Raw genomic sequence first — 16,621 nt, forward strand, 5'->3', positions numbered from 1 at the left:
CCGCCGCCGTCGTCCGGTCCGCCCGGACCCGCGGCCGTACCGCTGTCGCCTGCACCTGCGGTCCACCGCCCGCTCCGCCGCGCCCGCCCTGCCACGCCCCGCTACCTCCGCCTGACCGCCGCCGATCCGGTGGCCCGCGCCACCGGCGACCTCCCGCTGCCGGTGCCCCCTGCCGTCGGCGACCCTTTGCCGCCGGAGACACCCCCTGTCCAGTGCCCCCCCTGCCCAGCGACGGCGCGCCCGCAGCGGCGGCCGTGCGAAAGGAACGTGTCCCCATGTGCTGTCTCCCTGCCCGCCCCCCGGTGGTGACCGGGTGAGCCGACCGCCCCGCCGCCGCAAGGACCCGCCGGGCCGCCCCCGCGAGGCCGCCCCGCCGGGCCGCCGCCGGCTCCCGCTGCTGCGCGCCGTCCCCTGGCGCTACGACCTGCCCGCCTCGGTGGTGGTGTTCCTGGTGGCCCTGCCGCTCTGCGTCGGGGTGGCGGTCGCCTCCGGCGTCCCGGCCGAGCTGGGGCTGGTCACCGGCATCGTCGGAGGCCTGGCGGTCGGCCTCCTGCCCGGCAGCAGCCTGCAGGTCAGCGGTCCGGCCGCCGGCCTGACCGTCCTGGTCTACGACGCCGTCCAGCGCTTCGGTGTCGGTTCGCTCGGCCTGCTCGTCCTCGGCACCGGGCTGCTCCAGATCGCGATGGGGGTCTTACGGCTCGGCCGCTGGTTCCGGGCGATGTCCGCCTCGGTGGTGCACGGCATGCTGGCCGGCATCGGACTGACGCTGCTGTTCGGCCAGTTGTACGCCCTCGCCGACCGCCGCGCCCCGGCCACCGGGCCGGAGAAGATCGCCGGACTGCCCGCCCTGCTGGCGGACGCGGTCACCGGCGCGGCCACCCCGAGCGCGGTCGCCCTGGGGCTGGCCACCCTGCTGGTGCTGGTCGCCTGGAAGTACCTGCCCGGGCGCGTCGCCCGCAGCGTCCCCGCACCGCTGGCCGCGGTCGGGCTGGCCGCCGCCGTCACGGCCCTCGCCGACCTGCCGGTGGCGAGGGTCCGGGTGGCCGGCCTGCTCGACGTCGTCCACCTGCCCGACCGCGCCGCACTGGGGGCGCTGGTCGGCACCGCCGGCCTCGGCACGGTCGTCGCCTTCACCCTGATCGCCTCCGCCGAGACGCTGTTCAGCGCCGCCGCCGTCGACCGGATGCACCACGGCCGGCGCACCGACTACGACCGCGAGCTGACCGCCCAGGGCGTCGGCAACACCGTCTGCGGGCTGCTGGGTGCCCTGCCGATGACCGCGGTGATCGTTCGCAGCGCGGCCAACGTCCAGGCGGGGGCGCGGACCAAGGCCTCGCGCACCCTGCACGGGGTCTGGCTGCTGCTGTTCACCGCGCTGCTGCCCGGCGTGCTCGGGCTCGTCCCGCTCACCGCGCTGGCGGCCGTCCTGGTCCACGCCGGCGCGAAGCTCGTCCCGCTGCGGCGGATCACCGCGCTCTGCCGCGGCCACCGGGGCGAGGCGCTGGTGCTCGGGGTGACGGCGACCGCCATCATCGCCACCGACCTGTTCGAGGGGGTGCTGATCGGCATCGGCCTGGCCGTGGTCAAGTCCGCCTGGCAGACCTCGCACCTGCAGATCGGCGTGGAGGAGCTGGTCCTGCCGTCCGGCGAGCAACTGCTGCGCGTCCGGCTGAGTGGGAACGCGACCTTCCTGCGGCTGCCCCGCCTGCTGGACACCTTGGAGCGGCTGCCGGCCGACCGGCCGGTGGAGCTCGACTGGTCCGGGCTGCGCCACCTGGACCACGCCTGCACGCTGGCCCTCACCTCGTGGGCCGCCCAGCACCGGGCCCGCTCCACCGCCCCGCTCGCGGTCGAGCCGCCGCTGCCGACCGTCGTGTGAACGGCCGCCGCGCTCAGGGCCGGTCCGGCCGCGCGCGGTTAGCCTGGTCGCGGTCCGGATCGGTCCGGACCGCGACCGGTGCCGCCGGCGAGGGCCGTCGGCGGAAGGAGCGCAGAGTCGTGATCGCAGCCTTTTCGGTGACCCCGCTGGGGATCGGCGAGGACGTGGGGGAGGCGGTGGCCGCCGCCGTCCGGGTGGTCCGGGCGAGCGGGCTGCCCAACCGGACCGACGCGATGTTCACCAGCATCGAGGGGGAGTGGGACGAGGTGATGCCGGTGATTCGGGAGGCGATCGAGGCGGTGAAGGCCTACAGCGGCCGGGTGAGCACGGTCATCAAGATCGACGACCGGGCCGGGGTCACCGACGGGCTCACCGCCAAGGTCGCCTCGGTGGAGCGGCACCTGTCCGAGCACTGACCCCGCACAGCCGGTCGCTCGGCCAGGGGCCGCCCAGCGGGCCGCTCAGCCGGTCGGGCGGGGCTGCACGCCGGCCGGTGCGGGTTCCGTCGCGGGCTCGGTCACCGGCTCGGCCGCGGTGCGCCGGACCAGCAGCCGGTCCAGGGCGTACGGGCCGGAGCCGAGCACCGCGATGGCGAGGAAGGCCCAGCAGAACATGACGGAGGGCTCGCCGCCGTTCTGCAGCGGCAGCAGCGAGTGCTCCTGGTGGACGGTGAAGTAGGCGTACGCCATTGAGCCGGAGCAGAGCAGGGCGGCCGTCCGGGTGCCGATGCCGAGCAGCACCAGGGCGCCGCCGAGCAGCTGGATCAGCGCGGCCCACCAGCCGGGCCACTGGCCGAGCGGGACGGTGCCGCCGCCCTTGGCCCCGCCGAGGACGCCGAAGAGCGAGGCGGCGCCGTGGCAGGCGAAGAGCAGGCCGACGACGACCCGGAAGGCCGTCAGGACGAGGGGGCGCGCGGCGTCGGCCGCCTGCTGGGGGGAGGTGGGAAGGTTCGCGGGCATGGGGAAACGCCTCCTGTGGGGGGAAGAGGAGGTACGGGGCGGTAAGGGTAGCCTTGGTCTAGTCCAGTTGGCAATGCTCCGTCAGGTCCCACGTGTGCGACCTTCGGGGTCTATCTTGACCGACCGTTCTGGAAAGGGTTAGCGTTCACCCATGGCGCGAACGAAGGAATTCGACCCGGACACCGTGCTCCAGGCGGCCCTTGAGCTGTTCTGGCGGCGCGGCTACGAGGCCACCTCGATGGCCGACCTGGTTGAGGAGCTCGGGATCGCCCGGGCGAGCATCTACGCCACCTTCGGCAGCAAGCATGAACTGTTCCTGCGGGCGTTGGAGCGGTACGGCGAGCAGGCTGACCCGGTGCTGCTGGTCGAGCTGTCCCAGCCCGGCCCGGTGCTGCCGGCCGTCCGCGCGCTGGTCCGCCGGTTCGCGGCGGAGTCCGCCGAGGACGGGATGAAGCGCGGCTGCTTCGTCACCAACACCGCGGTCGAACTCGCCCCGCACGACCCCGCGGCGGCTCGTCGGGTGGAGGCCAGTCTCGGTCACGTGGAGACGGTGCTGACCGCGGCCCTGGTGCGCGCCGAAGCCCAGGGCGAACTGCCCGCCGGGCGGGACCCGAGGGCGCTGGCCCGGATGCTGCTGGTGCTGATGCAGGGCATGCGGGTGCTGGGCAGGACCGCCGACGGCGCGGCCCGGGTGCGGGACGCCGCCGGGCAGGCGCTGGTGCTGCTCGACTGACGGATCGTGGGGCGATGGTGAGGGGTCGCCTTTGCTGTCTCGATACTGGACCGAACGGTCATTATAGGGAGGGGGGTTTCCATGAGCGTCGCCACGGCGGACCGGCCAGGCTTCGCCCTGCTCGGTGGCGTGCAGGCCACGCTGATCTTCACGATCATGGTCCTGTCCGTGCCGCTGCCCCTGGTGGCCCGGGAGTTCGGGCTCGGCCCGTCCGGCGTCCTGCTGCTGAGCGCCGCGTACGGGCTCTCCTTCAGCGCCCTGTTGCTCCTCGGCGGCAGGCTCACCGACCGCCACGGCGGCCGGCGGATGCTGCGGGTCGGGCTGGTCCTGCTCGCCGCCGCCTCGATCGCCTGCGCTCTCGCGCCCGGCTACCCCGTCCTGCTGGCGAGCCGCTTCGCCCAGGGCGTCGGCGCGGCCCTGGCCGCCCCGGCGGCGGTCGCCGTCGTCCGGGCGCTGTATCCCGAACCCGCGCGCTACCGGCGGGCGATGGCCACCTGGGGAGGCCTCTCGGTGCTCGGTGCCACCGCCGGGAACCTGCTCTCCGGGGCGGTCGCCGCCTGGGTCTCCTGGCGCTGGCTGTTCGCCGCCCCCGTCCTGGTCGCCCTCATCGGCCTCGCCCGCTCCGGCTCGCTGCCGCCCGCCGAACCGGCGGGCCACCGCCGCCCGGGCCTGGACCTGCCCGGCGCCGCCCTGGCCACCGCCGGTGTCTGCGCGGCCAGTTACGGCCTGGTGGCATCCACCGAGCACGGCTGGCGAGGCCCCGAGGTGGTCGCGCCGCTGGCCGCCGGGCTGTTCCTGCTGCTCGCCTTCGCCGCCGCCGAGCGGCGCACCGCAGACCCGCTGCTGCCACCCGGCTTCCTCGCCGACCGGCACCGGGCCACCGCGCTCGCCGCCGTCATGGCGACCGCCGCCGGCACCGCGCTGACCTCCCTGCTGCTCGCGCTCTACCTCCAACAGGTCCGTGGCTGGGGCGTGTTGGCCACCTCTGCAGCCTTCCTGCCGTACGCGGGGGCGCTGCTGGCGGCCGGGCGCCTGGCCGGGCCGTTGGCCGCCCGGTACGGCCCCGTCGCGGTCACCGCCGGCGGGCTCGCCGTGGCGGGCGCCGGGCTCGGCCTGCTGGCCCGGCTCGCACCCGGGAGCGGGTACGTCGGCGGGCTGCTGCCCGGGCTGCTCCTGCTGCCCGCCGGGGCCGCGGCGGCCTTCGCCGGCGCGGCCGTGCTCGCCACCGGCGGCGTGCCGCCCGAGCGGACCGGCCTCGCCGCAGGCGTGCTCAACACCGCCATGGAGCTCGGCCCCACCACCGGCGTCGCCGCCCTGATGGCGCTCGCCGCCACCCGTCCGACCGTGGTCGGCGGCTATGCCGCGGCCTTCGCGGCGGCCGCCGTCGGGCTGGCGCTCACCGCCCTCGCGGTCGCCACCCTCGCCCGCCGATCGAACGGGCCCGTCGAGGCCGGGAGCACCGAGGGCGCCGACCCCACCAAGACCACCTCCGCACCAGAACGCACCAACCGAACCAAGGAGTACTCATCATGACCACGCGTTTCGCCGACAAGTCCGTCCTGGTCACCGGCGGCGGCAGCGGCATCGGCCGGGCCATCGCCCTCGCCTTCGCCGGGGAGGGCGCGCGGGTCGCGGTGGCCGGCCGCAGCGCCGGCCCGCTCGCCGAGACGGTCGAGCTGATCGAGCGGGCCGGCGGCAAGGCCGTCGCGCTGACCGGGGATGTGGCGGACGGTCAGGACGCCGCCCGGCTGGTCCGGGAGACCGTCGAACTGCTCGGCGGCCTGGACGTCGCTGTCAACAACGCGGGCGTGTTCGGCGCTGTCGGCCCGGTCGCCGACATCGACGAGGACGAGTGGCACCGGGTGTTCGGCGTCAACGTGACCGGCACCTGGCTCGCCATGAAGCACCAGATCGGCCACATGCGGGCCCACGGCGGCGGCGCGATCGTCAACGTCTCGTCCAACCTCGGCGTCCACATGCGCCTGCCCGGCCTCGGCGCCTACGCCGCCAGCAAGGCCGCCGTCACCGCGCTGACCCGCAGCGCCGCGCTCGACCACATCGCGGACGGTATCCGGATCACCATGGTGAGCCCCGGCCCGGTGGACACCAGCATGTCCACCCGGCCCGGTGAGAACGAGGCCGACAAGGCCGCACGGATGAAGGAGAGCCTCCCGGTCGGCCGGGCGGGTGCGGTCGAGGAGGTCGCCGCCGCGGTGCTGTACCTCGCCTCGCCCGAGGCGGCCTTCATCGTCGGCGCCGACCTGGTCCTGGACGGCGGCGCCACCGCCTGACCCGCCCCGGCTCAACGACCGGGCGGCAGCGCGGCCCAACGGCCGGACGGCAACCGGTCGTTGAGCCGTTCGCGGCTACAGCTCCGCGAACGCGTCCCGCGCCTGCTCGGTCCGGGCCCGGGCCACCACGAAGTCCTCGTCGATCGCGACGACCAGTACGTCCGGCCAGGCGAACCAGCGGCAGCCACGGCCGAGCCGGGGCAGCTCCGTAAGCCCCTCCGGAACCTCCGCATCTGACTCGGCGAAAACGCTCAGCTCGTCGTCCTGCAGCAGCTTCTCCATCATCGCCATCACCACGGCGGCCGTCGAGAAGCGCTCCTCCCAGGGCTCCCAGCGTTCCTCCGACTTGTCCGCGAGGTCCGGCCGGCCCACCGTCGGCGGATCGTCCTGGTCGAGGTCGGCCAGCAGGACGCCCCAGTGCGCGCACGCCTGGTTCTCCTCCTGGTACACCAAAGCGCCGTCCAGGACGAACAGTTCCTCCGGCGGCAGCAGCCGGTTGTGGTTGCCGGTGAGGTCCGCCCGGCGGCCGAACAGCCGGTACGCCTCGCGCAGCGCGACGGGCAGCCGCAGGCCGAGCCGCCGCTCCGCCGCGTCGAGCTCGGCGTCGGTGAAGCCGTCGCCGGGCCGAAGCGGCTCGCCCCAGAGCGCCGCGAAGCCCTCGACGAGTGCCCAGGCGCCCGCACGGCCCCGCAGGGATTCGGCCATGGCGGCCCGCAGATCGAAGTCGGTGTCGTTCACCCGGGAACCGTACGACGCCCCACTGACACCTCGTGACACGCCCGTCCGCCACCCCGGGACGTGCCCCCGACGCCCGTTCTGGACCTGCCCCAACGCCCGTCCGCGCACGACCGGGCCGAATCTGACGCGAACGCGTAAGCCCGCCGACACTCATTGCTCACCGTGGGGTTTCCAGCCCGTCGTGTGGGCAGGACACGGTTTCGGCCGGAACCGACGCAACGAAAGGCGGACGCGCACCCCATGCCGACCGCACCGCACACCGCGCCCCCACCGGGTCGCCGAAACCGCTGGGGCGAGCACGGGCTCGCCTGGGCCTTCCTGCTGCCCTCCCTGGTGGTGTTCGTCCTCTTCATCGGCTACCCGCTGGGACGGACGATCTACCTGAGCGGGCACGCGAACGACCTGTTCGGCGCGCCCTCCCGCTACGTCGGGATGAAGCACTACACCGACCTGCTGACCTCGGCGGACTTCCGGCGCACCCTCGTCACCACCGCCCTGTTCACGGTGCTGACGGTGGTGCCCGGCGTCCTCGGCGCGCTGGCGCTGGTGCTGCTCCTGGAGAACCGGATCCGGGGCGTGCGGTTGCTGCGCTCCGCCTTCGCGCTGCCCTTCGCCTTCTCGGTGGCCAGCGCGTCCGTGGTCTTCGCGGTGTTCTTCAACCCCGCCAGCGGGGTGCTCAACGGCCTGCTCTCGCACCTCGGGCTCGGCCCGATCGGCTGGCTGACCGACTCCCGCTACGCGCTGCTCTCGGTCGCCGTCACCACGATCTGGATGAGCCTCGGCTACAACGTCCTGGTGCTCTCCGCGGGCATCGGCTCGATCCCCGCCGAGATCCTGGAGGCGGCCAGGATCGACGGCGCCTCAGGCCTGCGGCTGGCCCGCTCGATCACCGTGCCGATGCTCGGCCCGAACCTGTTCTTCCTGACCGTGGTCTCCACCGTCCACGCGCTGCAGAGTTTCGGCCAGATCCACATCCTCACCAAGGGCGGCCCGGACGGTGCCACCCGGACCCTCGTCTACTCCGTCTACGAGAAGGCCTTCGCCTACGGCTCCAGCGACTTCGGCACCGCGAGTGCCCAGGCCGTGGTGCTGCTCGTGGTCGTCCTCGCCTGCACGGCCGTCCAGTTCGGCGTCCTGGAGCGGAAGGTGCACTACGCATGACCGTGACCGCCACCGAGGCCGGAGCCGGGTCCCAGGGCGGGGCCGAGGCACCACGCCGCCCGCGCACCCGCATCCTGGCCGGCCGCTCGCCGCGCGACCTGCTCGGCCGCGCCGCCGTCTACCTGCTGCTCGCCGTCGCCGTCGTCACCGTGGCCTTCCCGGTGTACTACGCGATCGCCGGCGCCTTCATGGGTCCGTCCGAACTCTCCTCCTACCCGCCGGCGTTGGTGCCCCACTCGGTCACCGGGCGGAACTTCGCCGGCGCCGTCGACACCATCCCGCTGGCCCGGCAGTACGCCAACTCGGCGATCGTGGCGACCGTCATCACGCTCGCCCAGCTGTTCACCTCGATCCTGGCCGCGTACGCCTTCGTCTTCCTGCCGCTCAAGGCGCGGGCCGTGGTGTTCGGGGTGTTCCTGGCGACGCTGATGGTCCCGTGGGAGGCCATCATCATCCCCAACTACCTGACGCTGTCGGGCTGGGGGCTCGGAAACACCTACTTCGGCCTGGTGCTGCCCTTCCTCGCCTCCGGCTTCGGCACCTTCATGCTGCGGCAGTCCTTCCGGCAACTTCCCGGCGAACTGCGCGACGCCGCGCGGATCGACGGCGCGGGCCACTGGCGGTTCCTGTGGCGGATCGTCGTCCCGCTCAACAAGCCCGCCCTGGCGGCACTGTCGATCTACGTCTTCCTGTCCGCCTGGAACCAGTACTTCTGGCCGCTCATCATCACCCGCACGGCGAACATGCAGACCCTGCAGATCGGTCTGACCTCGCTGCGCGACTCCGAGATGGCCGACCCGGGCCTGATCCTGGCCGGTGTCGTGCTCTCGCTGCTGCCCACCCTCGCCCTGGTGGTCTTCGGCCAGCGCTTCATCGTCCGCGGCCTCACTGCGGGCGCCGTCCGCTGACCCGCTCCGCTGACCGGCTCCGCTGACCGGCTCCGCGCCCTCCGCTCCGCTCCTCCCGCTCTCCCGAGCATGTCCCTCCCGACAGAGAGAGAACCTCCCGTGAAGAAGAGTGCCCGCGCGCTCGCGGCCCTGCTGGTGGCCGGCCTGTCCCTGACCGCCTGTAGCTCCGGCGGTTCCAGCTCCGGCTCCGGCGGCTCCTCCGACGCCGCCGCCCCCGGCGCCCAGGCGCTCGACCAGGCCTCCGGCGTCACCGGCGTCGAGTTCTGGCACTCGATGACCGGCAAGAACGCCGAGGTCCTGACCGGGCTGGTCAACCAGTTCAACGCCGCCCACCAGGGCAAGATCGAGGTCAAGCCGCAGTTCCAGGGCAAGTACGACGACCTGGTCGCCAAGTACAAGGCCGCGGTGCAGCAGAAGGGCACCCCCGCCCTGGTGCAGGTCTACGACATCGGCACCCGGTTCATGATCGACTCCAAGCAGACCGTCCCGGCCCAGGCCTTCGCCGACAAGGACGGCTACGCGCTCGACGACCTCGACCCGAACATCCGCAACTACTACTCCGTCGGCGGCAAGCTCGCCTCGATGCCGTTCAACTCCTCGATGCCGCTGCTCTACCTCAACACCGACGCCTTCAAGGAGGCCGGTGTCGACCCGGCCCAGCCGCCCAAGGACCTCGCCGAACTCGGCGAACTGGCGAAGAAGCTGACCAAGAAGGACGCCGACGGCAAGACCGTCCGCTACGGCTTCGGCGCCGCCATCTACGGCTGGTTCGTCGAGCAGCTGCTCGCCGAGTCCGGCACCATGTACTGCGACCAGGACAACGGCCGCAGCAACAAGGCCGGCAAGGCCGTCTTCGACTCCGCCCAGGGCGCGCAGATCGTCCAGTGGTGGGCCGACCTGGTCAAGGGCGGCTACGCGGCCAACACCGGCCGCAACACCGACGACGCCCAGGCCGCGTTCAAGGCCGGCACCGTCGCCATGCACCTGGAGTCCACCGGCGTGCTGCGCGGCTACACCGAGGCCGCCAAGTTCACCGTCGCCACCGCGGCCTTCCCCAAGGTCGCCGCCGCGGACCAGGGCGGCCCCGTCATCGGCGGCGCCTCGCTGTGGGTGAGCGGCCCGGGCCACTCCGACGCCGAGAAGCGCGCGGCCTGGGAGTTCGAGAAGTTCGTCACCGCCCCCGAGCAGCAGGCCGTCTGGCACACCGGCACCGGCTACTTCCCGGTCAACCGCAAGTCCCTGGACGACCCCAAGGACAAGGAGTGGGTGGCCAAGTACCCGCAGTTCCAGACCGCCATCGACCAGCTCAAGGCCACCAAGCCGTCCCCGGCCACCGCGGGCTGCCTGCTCGGCGTGATGCCGCAGGCCCGCAAGGGTGTGGAGACCGCCATCGAGCAGACCATCGCGGGCTCCAAGACCGCCCAGCAGGCCCTCGCCGACGCGGCCAAGGAACTCCAGCCCGCGATCGAGAGCTACAACAGCTCCGTGAGCTGACCCGCCCGCTCCACGACGGCCCGCCCGGCGCAGCACCGCCCGGGCGGGCCGTCGCGCGTCGTGCGGAGCGTCACGCCGAGAGCGCTTCGCCGTCCTCGGGAAGCACGCAGGCGGCCGCCAGCTCGTCCAGCGACAGATCCAGCGCGAACGCCAGCGCCGCGATGGTGAAGAACGACGGCGTCGGCGCCCGACCTGTCTCGATCTTGCGCAACGTCTCCGCCGAGACACCGGCCACCGCCGCCACCTCGACCATGCTGCGCTCACCACGCGCCTCGCGCAGCAGCGCCCCGAAGCGCTCCCCACGCTCGCGCTCCCACGGGGTCAGCGGAGTCCTCGCCATGAGGTCGATACTACGGCCTGCCCCGTACGGTCCGGGCGCCATCGCCCTCCCCGGCCGACCGGCCCCCCGGGGCCCATCTCCGAGGCCGCGCCACGCGCCCCCGCCCTCCCCGTCGTCCGGCCGGCGCGGGGCCGCGCTCTTCCGCTCAGCCCGGCGGCCTCCCCACCCCGCAGACCGTGATACAAATACCGGTATAAGAATTGGATCGAGGGGAGACGAGTCACCATGGTCGAGATCAAGTCGGATGCCGCCCTGGACGCGATGCGCGAGGCCGGGCGGGTGGTGGCGGACGCGCTGGCCGCCGTGCGCGACGCGGCGGCGGTGGGTGTGAGCCTGCTGGAACTGGACGAGGTGGCGCGCGGCGTGCTGCGGGCGGCCGGGGCCACCTCGCCGTTCCTGGGCTACCGCCCGTCCTTCGCCCCCGTGCCGTTCCCGGCCGTCATCTGCGCCTCCGTGAACGACGCCGTCGTGCACGGCATCCCGGACGGCTACCGGCTGTGCGACGGCGATCTGGTGAGCATCGACTGCGGCGCCGTCCTGAACGGCTGGGCCGGCGACTCCGCCGTGAGCTTCATCGTCGGCACCGCCCGGCCCGAGGACACGGCCCTGATCGACGCCACCCGGCGCGCCCTGGAGGCCGGCATCGCCGCCGCGGTGGTCGGCAACCGGATCGGCGACATCGCCCACGCCGTCGGCAGCGTCGCCCGCGCCGGGCGCTACGGCCTGCCCGAGGGCTTCGGCGGACACGGCATCGGGCGCCACATGCACGAGGACCCGCACCTGCCCAACGAGGGCCGGCCGGGCCGGGGTTACCGGCTGCGGCCGGGCCTGGTGCTGGCGATCGAGCCGATGCTCACGGCCGGCGGCCGGGACGACTACGACACCGATCCGGACGGCTGGACGCTGCGCACCACCGACGGCAGCCGCGCCGCGCACATCGAGCACACCGTCGCGATCACCGAGGACGGCCCGCGCATCCTGACCCTGCGGTAGGGCCCGTCCGACCGGTGGCCCGTCCGGCCGGCGGCGTGCGGGCCCCCACCCTGGCGTTCACCTCGGCCCGGTACGCTCGGCGGTGTGACCAAAGGCGTGATGTTCGACTTCTCCGGCACCCTCTTCCGGGTCGCCTCGACCGCCCAGTGGCTGGACGCCTTCGCGGCGTCCACCGGCCTCGGCCTGCCCGCTTCCGAGCAGGCCGAACTGGTCCGGAGGCTGGAGGAGTTCGGCGCCCTGCCGGGCGGCGTACCGCCCCGCCGCATCCCGGTGGACGTACAGGAGGCCTGGCAGGAGCGGGACTTGACCCCGCAGCTGCACCGGGCGGCGTACACCGCGCTGGCACGCGCGGCCGAGCCGCCCGCCGCCCTCGATGTGGACGCCCTCTACGACACGCACATGGCACCCGCGAGCTGGCGGCCGTACCCGGACGCCGGGCCGGTGCTGCGGGAGCTGCGCCGCCGGGGCGTGCCCGTGGCGGTGGTGAGCAACATCGGCTGGGACCTGCGGCCGATCTTCCGGGAGCACGGGCTCGACGAGCTCGTCGACGCCTACGTGCTGTCCTTCGAGCTCGGCGCGCAGAAGCCCGACCCGGTGATCTTCGAGGCGGCCTGCGAGCGGCTGGGCCTGCCCCCGGCCGACGTGCTGATGGTCGGCGACGACCGGACCTGCGACGGCGGGGCGACGGCCCTGGGCTGCGCCTTCCACCCGGTGGACCACCTGCCGGTCGAGCAGCGCCCCGCCGCCCTGACGCCCCTGCTCGACCTGCTGTCCTGACCGCCCGGAGCTCGCCACCTGCTCTGAACCAGCCGGAGCTGCCAAGGTTTTGACCTCCCCTCAGCAATGGCCGGGAGAGGGGGGTTTACCCCACCCCCGGTCGACCCGCTGCCCGGATGGGTCCAAGTCCCCGGCGCCAGCAGACTTCTGGGCATGCCGAACCCCAACCGCACCCTCGCCGCCGTGACCGCGGCCGCCGCGCTCGTCGTCACCGTCCTCGCCGCCCAGCCCGCCGCAGCGGCGGGCCCGGGCGCGGACGCCGCCGGGGCGAGCCGCCTCGCCTGGTCGGCCTGCCCGGGCCAGGCCGACGCCCGCCAGCAGTGCACCACCCTCGCCATCCCGCTCGACTACGCGGACCCGGACGGCCCGCAGATCACCCTCGCCGTCTCCCGGATCGCGGCCGCCAAACCGGGCCTGCGCCACGGTGTCCTGCTGATCATCCCCGGCGGGCCCGGCGACAACGGCCTCGACCGCCCGGCCGGCGCGGCCAAACGGCTTCCGCAGTCCGTCCTGGACCGCTACGACCTGGTCGGCTTCGACCCGCGCGGTGTCGGCCGTTCGACGCCGGTCAGCTGTGGTCTGGAGACGTCGGACCTGGCGATGGTCAAGCTCCGGCCCTGGCCCGCCGCCGACGGCTCGATCGACGAGAACCTCGCCACCGCCCGCCGGGTCGCCGAGACCTGCGCCCGCAACGGTGGCCCGGTGCTGCGCAGCCTCAGTACCCGCAACGAGGCCCGTGACATCGACCGGATCCGCCAGGCCCTCGGCGAGCGCCGCCTCTCGGCCTGGGGCACCTCGTACGGCACGTACGCGGGCGCCGTCTACGCCACGATGTTCCCCCGGCAGACCGACCGGATCGTGCTCGACAGCAACGACGATCCGGACCCGTCGCGGGTGGGGCGCGGCTGGCTCGCCGCCTTCGGCCAGGGCGCCGAGGACCGCTTCCCGGACTTCGCCGAGTGGGCCTCGGCGCCCGGCAATCCGGACCGGGTCGCGGACACCCCGGAGGAGGTCCGCCCGCTCTTCCTGGACCTCGCCGCCCGTCTGGACGCCGCGCCGCTGCCCTGGCCGGGCGCCAACCCGGCGGAGCTGAGCGGCAACGTGCTGCGCGAGGCCATGCTGCAGAGCCTGTACGCGGATGGCGCGTTCCCCGATCTCGCCCGGTTGATGCTGGCCGGCCTCGGCCGCCGCCCGCTGCCCGCGCCGGTGGCGCCGCCGGAGGAGGTGCTGCAGAACCACATCGCGGCCTCCGCCGGCACCCTCTGCAACGACGTCGCCTGGCCCGCCGATCCGGCCGCCTACCGGAAGGACGTCGCCGCCGAGCGCGCCGCCCGTCCGCTCACCGCGGGCATGCCGGTGAACGTGATGCCGTGCGCCTTCTGGCCGTTCGCGCCGGCCGAGCCGCCGGTCCGGGTTACCGGCCGAGGCCCGGCGAACATCCTGCTGGCGCAGAACCTGCGCGACCCCGCCACCCCGTACTGGGGCGCGCTCAAGCTGCGCGCGGCGCTGGGGGATCGGGCCCGGATGGTCACGGTGGACTCCGGCGGGCACGACGTCTACCTGGCCAACGGGAACGCCTGCGGCGACGCGGTGGTGACGGACTTCCTGGTCACCGGCCGCCGACCGGCCGAGGACGTCCGCTGCCCGGCCGGCTGAGCCGGGTCGAACGAGCCCGACCGGCGAAGGGGGCAACGGGCCGTGGACGAACGGTCCTTGCCCTCGACCGGGCACCCGTCCGACCAGCCGGAACGAGCCGAATCTGTGGCGGATTTGTGACAAAGCTTCGCCAACACCCTGCCCTGGCAGGGTATTCGCGGCCTTAGTGTTCCAGCTATGTCACCGAAGAGCCGCATACCTGCCCCGGACGCGGGCGACACCTGGGTGCCGCGCCCGCGGCGCCGTGAGACCCCGCTCGGATTCCTGGGTCACACGGTCACGTTCCTCGGCTGCTGCACGCTCGGCGGTGTCCTGCTGGCCGGCCTCGTCCTTCCCGCGGCGGGCGCCGTCGGGCTCGGGGCGAAGAGCGGCGTCGAGGGCTTCGAGAGCATCCCCGACGACTTCAAGACCCCGCCGCTGACGCAGGCGACGCAGATCTTCGACGCCGGCGGCGGCCTGATCGCCAAGGTCTACGAGCGGGACCGCACGGTGATACCCGCCGAGCAGATGTCGCCCCTGATGCGCCAGGCGCAGGTGGACATCGAAGACGCGCGGTTCTACGAGCACGGCGCCGTCGACCTCAAGGGCGTCCTGCGGGCGATCACCAAGAACGCGGAGAGCGGCGCCACCGTCCAGGGCGCGTCCACCCTGACCCAGCAGTACGTGAAGAACGTCAACGTCGAGAAGGCCGGCGACGACCCGGCGGCCGTCCTGGAGGCGCAGCGCAAGACCCTCGGCCGCAAGATCCAGGAACTCCGGTACGCCATCAAGCTGGAGGAGGACCTGACGAAGGATCAGATCCTCACCAACTACCTGAACATCACCTTCTACGGCCACCAGGCGTACGGCATACAGGCGGCCGCGCAGCGGTACTTCAGCAAGGACGCCAAGGACCTCGCCCTCCCCGAGGCGGCCATGCTCGCCGGGCTGGTGCAGAACCCCTCCCAGTACGATCCGAAGCTGCACCCGGTGGCCGCGCAGAAGCGCCGGGACACCGTCATCGACAAGATGGTCGAGAACAAGCACATCACCGCCGACCAGGCCAAGGAGGCCAAGGCCGCCCCGCTGGGCCTGACGTACAAGGACCCGCAGAACGGCTGCATCACCGCCCAGGCCGGCATGGGCTTCTTCTGCGACTACGTGCGCCACGTGGTCAAGCAGGACCCGGTGTTCGGCAAGAACGCCGCCGACCGCAAGAAGCTGTGGGACACCGGCGGCCTCAACATCTACACCACGCTGGATCCGGAGAAGCAGGCCGCCGCCCAGAACGCCGTCTCCCGGCAGGTGTACGTCACCGACCCGGTCTCGGCGGCGATGACGATGGTCGAGCCCGGCACCGGCAAGATCCTGGCGATGGCGCAGACCCGCCCCTACGGTCTGGCGAAGGAGAAGAACGAGACCGTCGTCAACTACAACGTGGACGCGGCGATGGGCGGCGGCATCGGCTTCCAGCCCGGCTCCAACTTCAAGCCGATCGTGGCCGCCGCGGGCCTGGAGGCCGGTCTGTCGCCCACCCAGCGGTACGACTCGCCCAACCGCATGGACTGGCCGACGATGAAGACCTGCGACGGCACCTGGAAGAACCTGAGCAAGGGCAAGAAGGAGGGCAGCATCCCCAACGAGAGCGCGTCCGAGGTCGGCCCGTACGAGCTCAAGGAGGCGATGGCCCGCTCGGTCAACACCTACTTCGTGCAGATGGAGCAGGAGATCGGCCTCTGCGCCGTCAAGCAGATGGCCAACAAGCTGGGCGTGACCGGCAAGGCGAGCGGCGACCCGCTCCAGGAGCTGCCCGCCCTCGGCCTCGGTACCCAGGAGGTGAGCCCGTTGACCATGGCCAACGTGTACGCGAGCTTCGCCGCCCGGGGCACCTACTGCGCGCCGCTGGCGATCAACAGGATCTCCACGGTGGACGGCAAGGACGTCCCGGTGAGCCCGGCCAAGTGCGGCGAGGTGATGTCCGAGAACACCGCGGACGTGATCAACAGCGTGCTGCTGGGGGTGACCGAGAAGGGCACCGCGAAGGAACTCGGCCTGGACGACGGCCGCCAGATCGCCGGAAAGACCGGGACCACGGACGAGAAGAAGTCGGCCTGGTTCACCGGTTACACGGGCAACCTGGCCGCCTCGGTCTGGCTGGGCAGCCCGGGCACCAAGGTGCCGATGAAGAACATCCGGATCGGCGGCCACTACCAGAAGGAGGTGTTCGGGGCGACCGGCCCCGGGCCGATCTGGCAGGAGGCGATGAACGACGCGGTCCGGAACCTGCCCGAGCAGGACTTCCGGACCGTCTACATCCCGGACCCGCCCAAGCGCGACCCGGGCTGCGCCACCCCCAGCGGCTCGCCGAGCGCCTCCTGCACCGGCGGCACCGGTCCGGGCAAGCAGCGGCCGAGCAGCCCGAGCAGCCCGGGCAGCCCGGTCGGCCGCTCCGAGCCCTCCGCCCCGTCCGCGCCCTCCGCCCCGGCCGACAACCAGGACCAGTGAGCCGCCCGGCCCCGCCTGAGTACCCGTACTCCTGCGGGGCCCCGGCCCGGCGGCGGACGATGACGCCGTGTCACCCAGCATCCTCGGCGTCCCCGCCGTGGTCAGGCCCTAGCTGTACTGACCACGGAGGTTGGTGACAGGGCTCACGGCTGTGTGGTCTTGAAATGAGTGAGGGCCTTCTGGCTCGGTGTGGATTGCGACATCTACC

Annotated in this window: 15 protein-coding genes; 12 read left to right on the forward strand and 3 right to left on the reverse strand. The window is 73.2% G+C overall.

What is annotated here, in order from left to right; all coding sequences use genetic code 11:
• The first annotated feature begins 394 nt into the window (after positions 1-394).
• Together P3T27_RS39665 and P3T27_RS39670 are read left to right on the forward strand one after the other, a co-directional pair.
• Complete coding sequence (locus P3T27_RS39665; RefSeq protein WP_280686249.1) at positions 395-1,879, forward strand: SulP family inorganic anion transporter; 1,485 nt, start codon at positions 395-397, stop codon at positions 1,877-1,879.
• A gap of 119 nt (positions 1,880-1,998) precedes the next feature.
• Positions 1,999-2,295, forward strand: coding sequence for an MTH1187 family thiamine-binding protein (locus P3T27_RS39670; protein ID WP_280686235.1), 297 nt, complete (start codon positions 1,999-2,001; stop codon positions 2,293-2,295).
• Between the two features lie 45 nt (positions 2,296-2,340).
• Here P3T27_RS39670 and P3T27_RS39675 read toward each other — a convergent pair whose 3' ends face one another.
• Entirely contained in the window at positions 2,341-2,838 is a 498-nt protein-coding gene (locus P3T27_RS39675) for a DoxX family protein (RefSeq protein WP_280686236.1), read from the reverse strand.
• Positions 2,839-2,989: 151 nt separating this feature from the next.
• Here P3T27_RS39675 and P3T27_RS39680 point away from each other — a divergent pair, with 151 nt between their 5' ends.
• From P3T27_RS39680 to P3T27_RS39690, 3 genes are all read left to right on the forward strand, one after another.
• A complete protein-coding gene (locus tag P3T27_RS39680; RefSeq protein ID WP_280686237.1) occupies positions 2,990-3,571 on the forward strand; it encodes a TetR/AcrR family transcriptional regulator in 582 nt (193 codons plus the stop codon).
• A gap of 81 nt (positions 3,572-3,652) precedes the next feature.
• Entirely contained in the window at positions 3,653-5,104 is a 1,452-nt protein-coding gene (locus P3T27_RS39685; protein ID WP_280686238.1) for an MFS transporter, read from the forward strand.
• Complete coding sequence (locus P3T27_RS39690) at positions 5,101-5,862, forward strand: glucose 1-dehydrogenase (protein WP_280686239.1); 762 nt, start codon at positions 5,101-5,103, stop codon at positions 5,860-5,862. The genes P3T27_RS39685 and P3T27_RS39690 overlap by 4 nt, the downstream gene beginning before the upstream one ends.
• A 75-nt stretch (positions 5,863-5,937) precedes the next feature.
• On the opposite strand, the gene P3T27_RS39695 is transcribed toward P3T27_RS39690, so the two are convergent.
• Positions 5,938-6,600 (reverse strand): SMI1/KNR4 family protein, encoded by a 663-nt coding sequence (locus P3T27_RS39695; protein WP_280686240.1) that lies wholly within the window; start codon positions 6,598-6,600, stop codon positions 5,938-5,940.
• Positions 6,601-6,840: 240 nt separating this feature from the next.
• Between P3T27_RS39695 and P3T27_RS39700 the strand changes: the two genes are divergently transcribed.
• From P3T27_RS39700 to P3T27_RS39710, 3 genes are all read left to right on the forward strand, one after another.
• Entirely contained in the window at positions 6,841-7,761 is a 921-nt protein-coding gene (locus tag P3T27_RS39700) for a sugar ABC transporter permease (protein WP_280686241.1), read from the forward strand.
• On the forward strand, positions 7,758-8,669 hold the full coding sequence (locus P3T27_RS39705) for a carbohydrate ABC transporter permease (RefSeq protein WP_280686242.1): 912 nt from the start codon (positions 7,758-7,760) through the stop codon (positions 8,667-8,669). The genes P3T27_RS39700 and P3T27_RS39705 overlap by 4 nt, the downstream gene beginning before the upstream one ends.
• Positions 8,670-8,768: 99 nt before the next feature.
• Entirely contained in the window at positions 8,769-10,163 is a 1,395-nt protein-coding gene (locus tag P3T27_RS39710) for an ABC transporter substrate-binding protein (protein ID WP_280686243.1), read from the forward strand.
• Positions 10,164-10,233: 70 nt separating this feature from the next.
• Here P3T27_RS39710 and P3T27_RS39715 read toward each other — a convergent pair whose 3' ends face one another.
• Positions 10,234-10,503, reverse strand: a complete 270-nt coding sequence (locus P3T27_RS39715; protein WP_280686244.1) for a helix-turn-helix transcriptional regulator — start codon at positions 10,501-10,503, stop codon at positions 10,234-10,236.
• Between the two features lie 225 nt (positions 10,504-10,728).
• On the opposite strand from P3T27_RS39715, the gene map reads away from it, so the two are divergent.
• The 4 genes from map (at position 10,729) to P3T27_RS39735 (ending at position 16,413) form a co-directional block, all read left to right on the forward strand.
• The gene (gene map / locus P3T27_RS39720) at positions 10,729-11,496 is read left to right on the forward strand and encodes a type I methionyl aminopeptidase (protein WP_280686245.1); all 768 of its coding nucleotides are present in this window, start codon (positions 10,729-10,731) and stop codon (positions 11,494-11,496) included.
• A gap of 84 nt (positions 11,497-11,580) precedes the next feature.
• Positions 11,581-12,273: an HAD-IA family hydrolase gene (locus P3T27_RS39725; RefSeq protein WP_280686246.1), complete on the forward strand. Its 693-nt coding sequence runs from the start codon at positions 11,581-11,583 to the stop codon at positions 12,271-12,273.
• Between the two features lie 153 nt (positions 12,274-12,426).
• A complete protein-coding gene (locus tag P3T27_RS39730) occupies positions 12,427-13,929 on the forward strand; it encodes an alpha/beta hydrolase (RefSeq protein ID WP_280686247.1) in 1,503 nt (500 codons plus the stop codon).
• A 177-nt stretch (positions 13,930-14,106) separates the two neighbouring features.
• Positions 14,107-16,413, forward strand: coding sequence for a transglycosylase domain-containing protein (locus P3T27_RS39735; RefSeq protein ID WP_280686248.1), 2,307 nt, complete (start codon positions 14,107-14,109; stop codon positions 16,411-16,413).
• Positions 16,414-16,621: the final 208 nt, after the last annotated feature.

Origin of the sequence: Kitasatospora sp. MAA19 (genome assembly GCF_029894125.1) — a bacterium.
Classification (GTDB): domain Bacteria; phylum Actinomycetota; class Actinomycetes; order Streptomycetales; family Streptomycetaceae; genus Kitasatospora.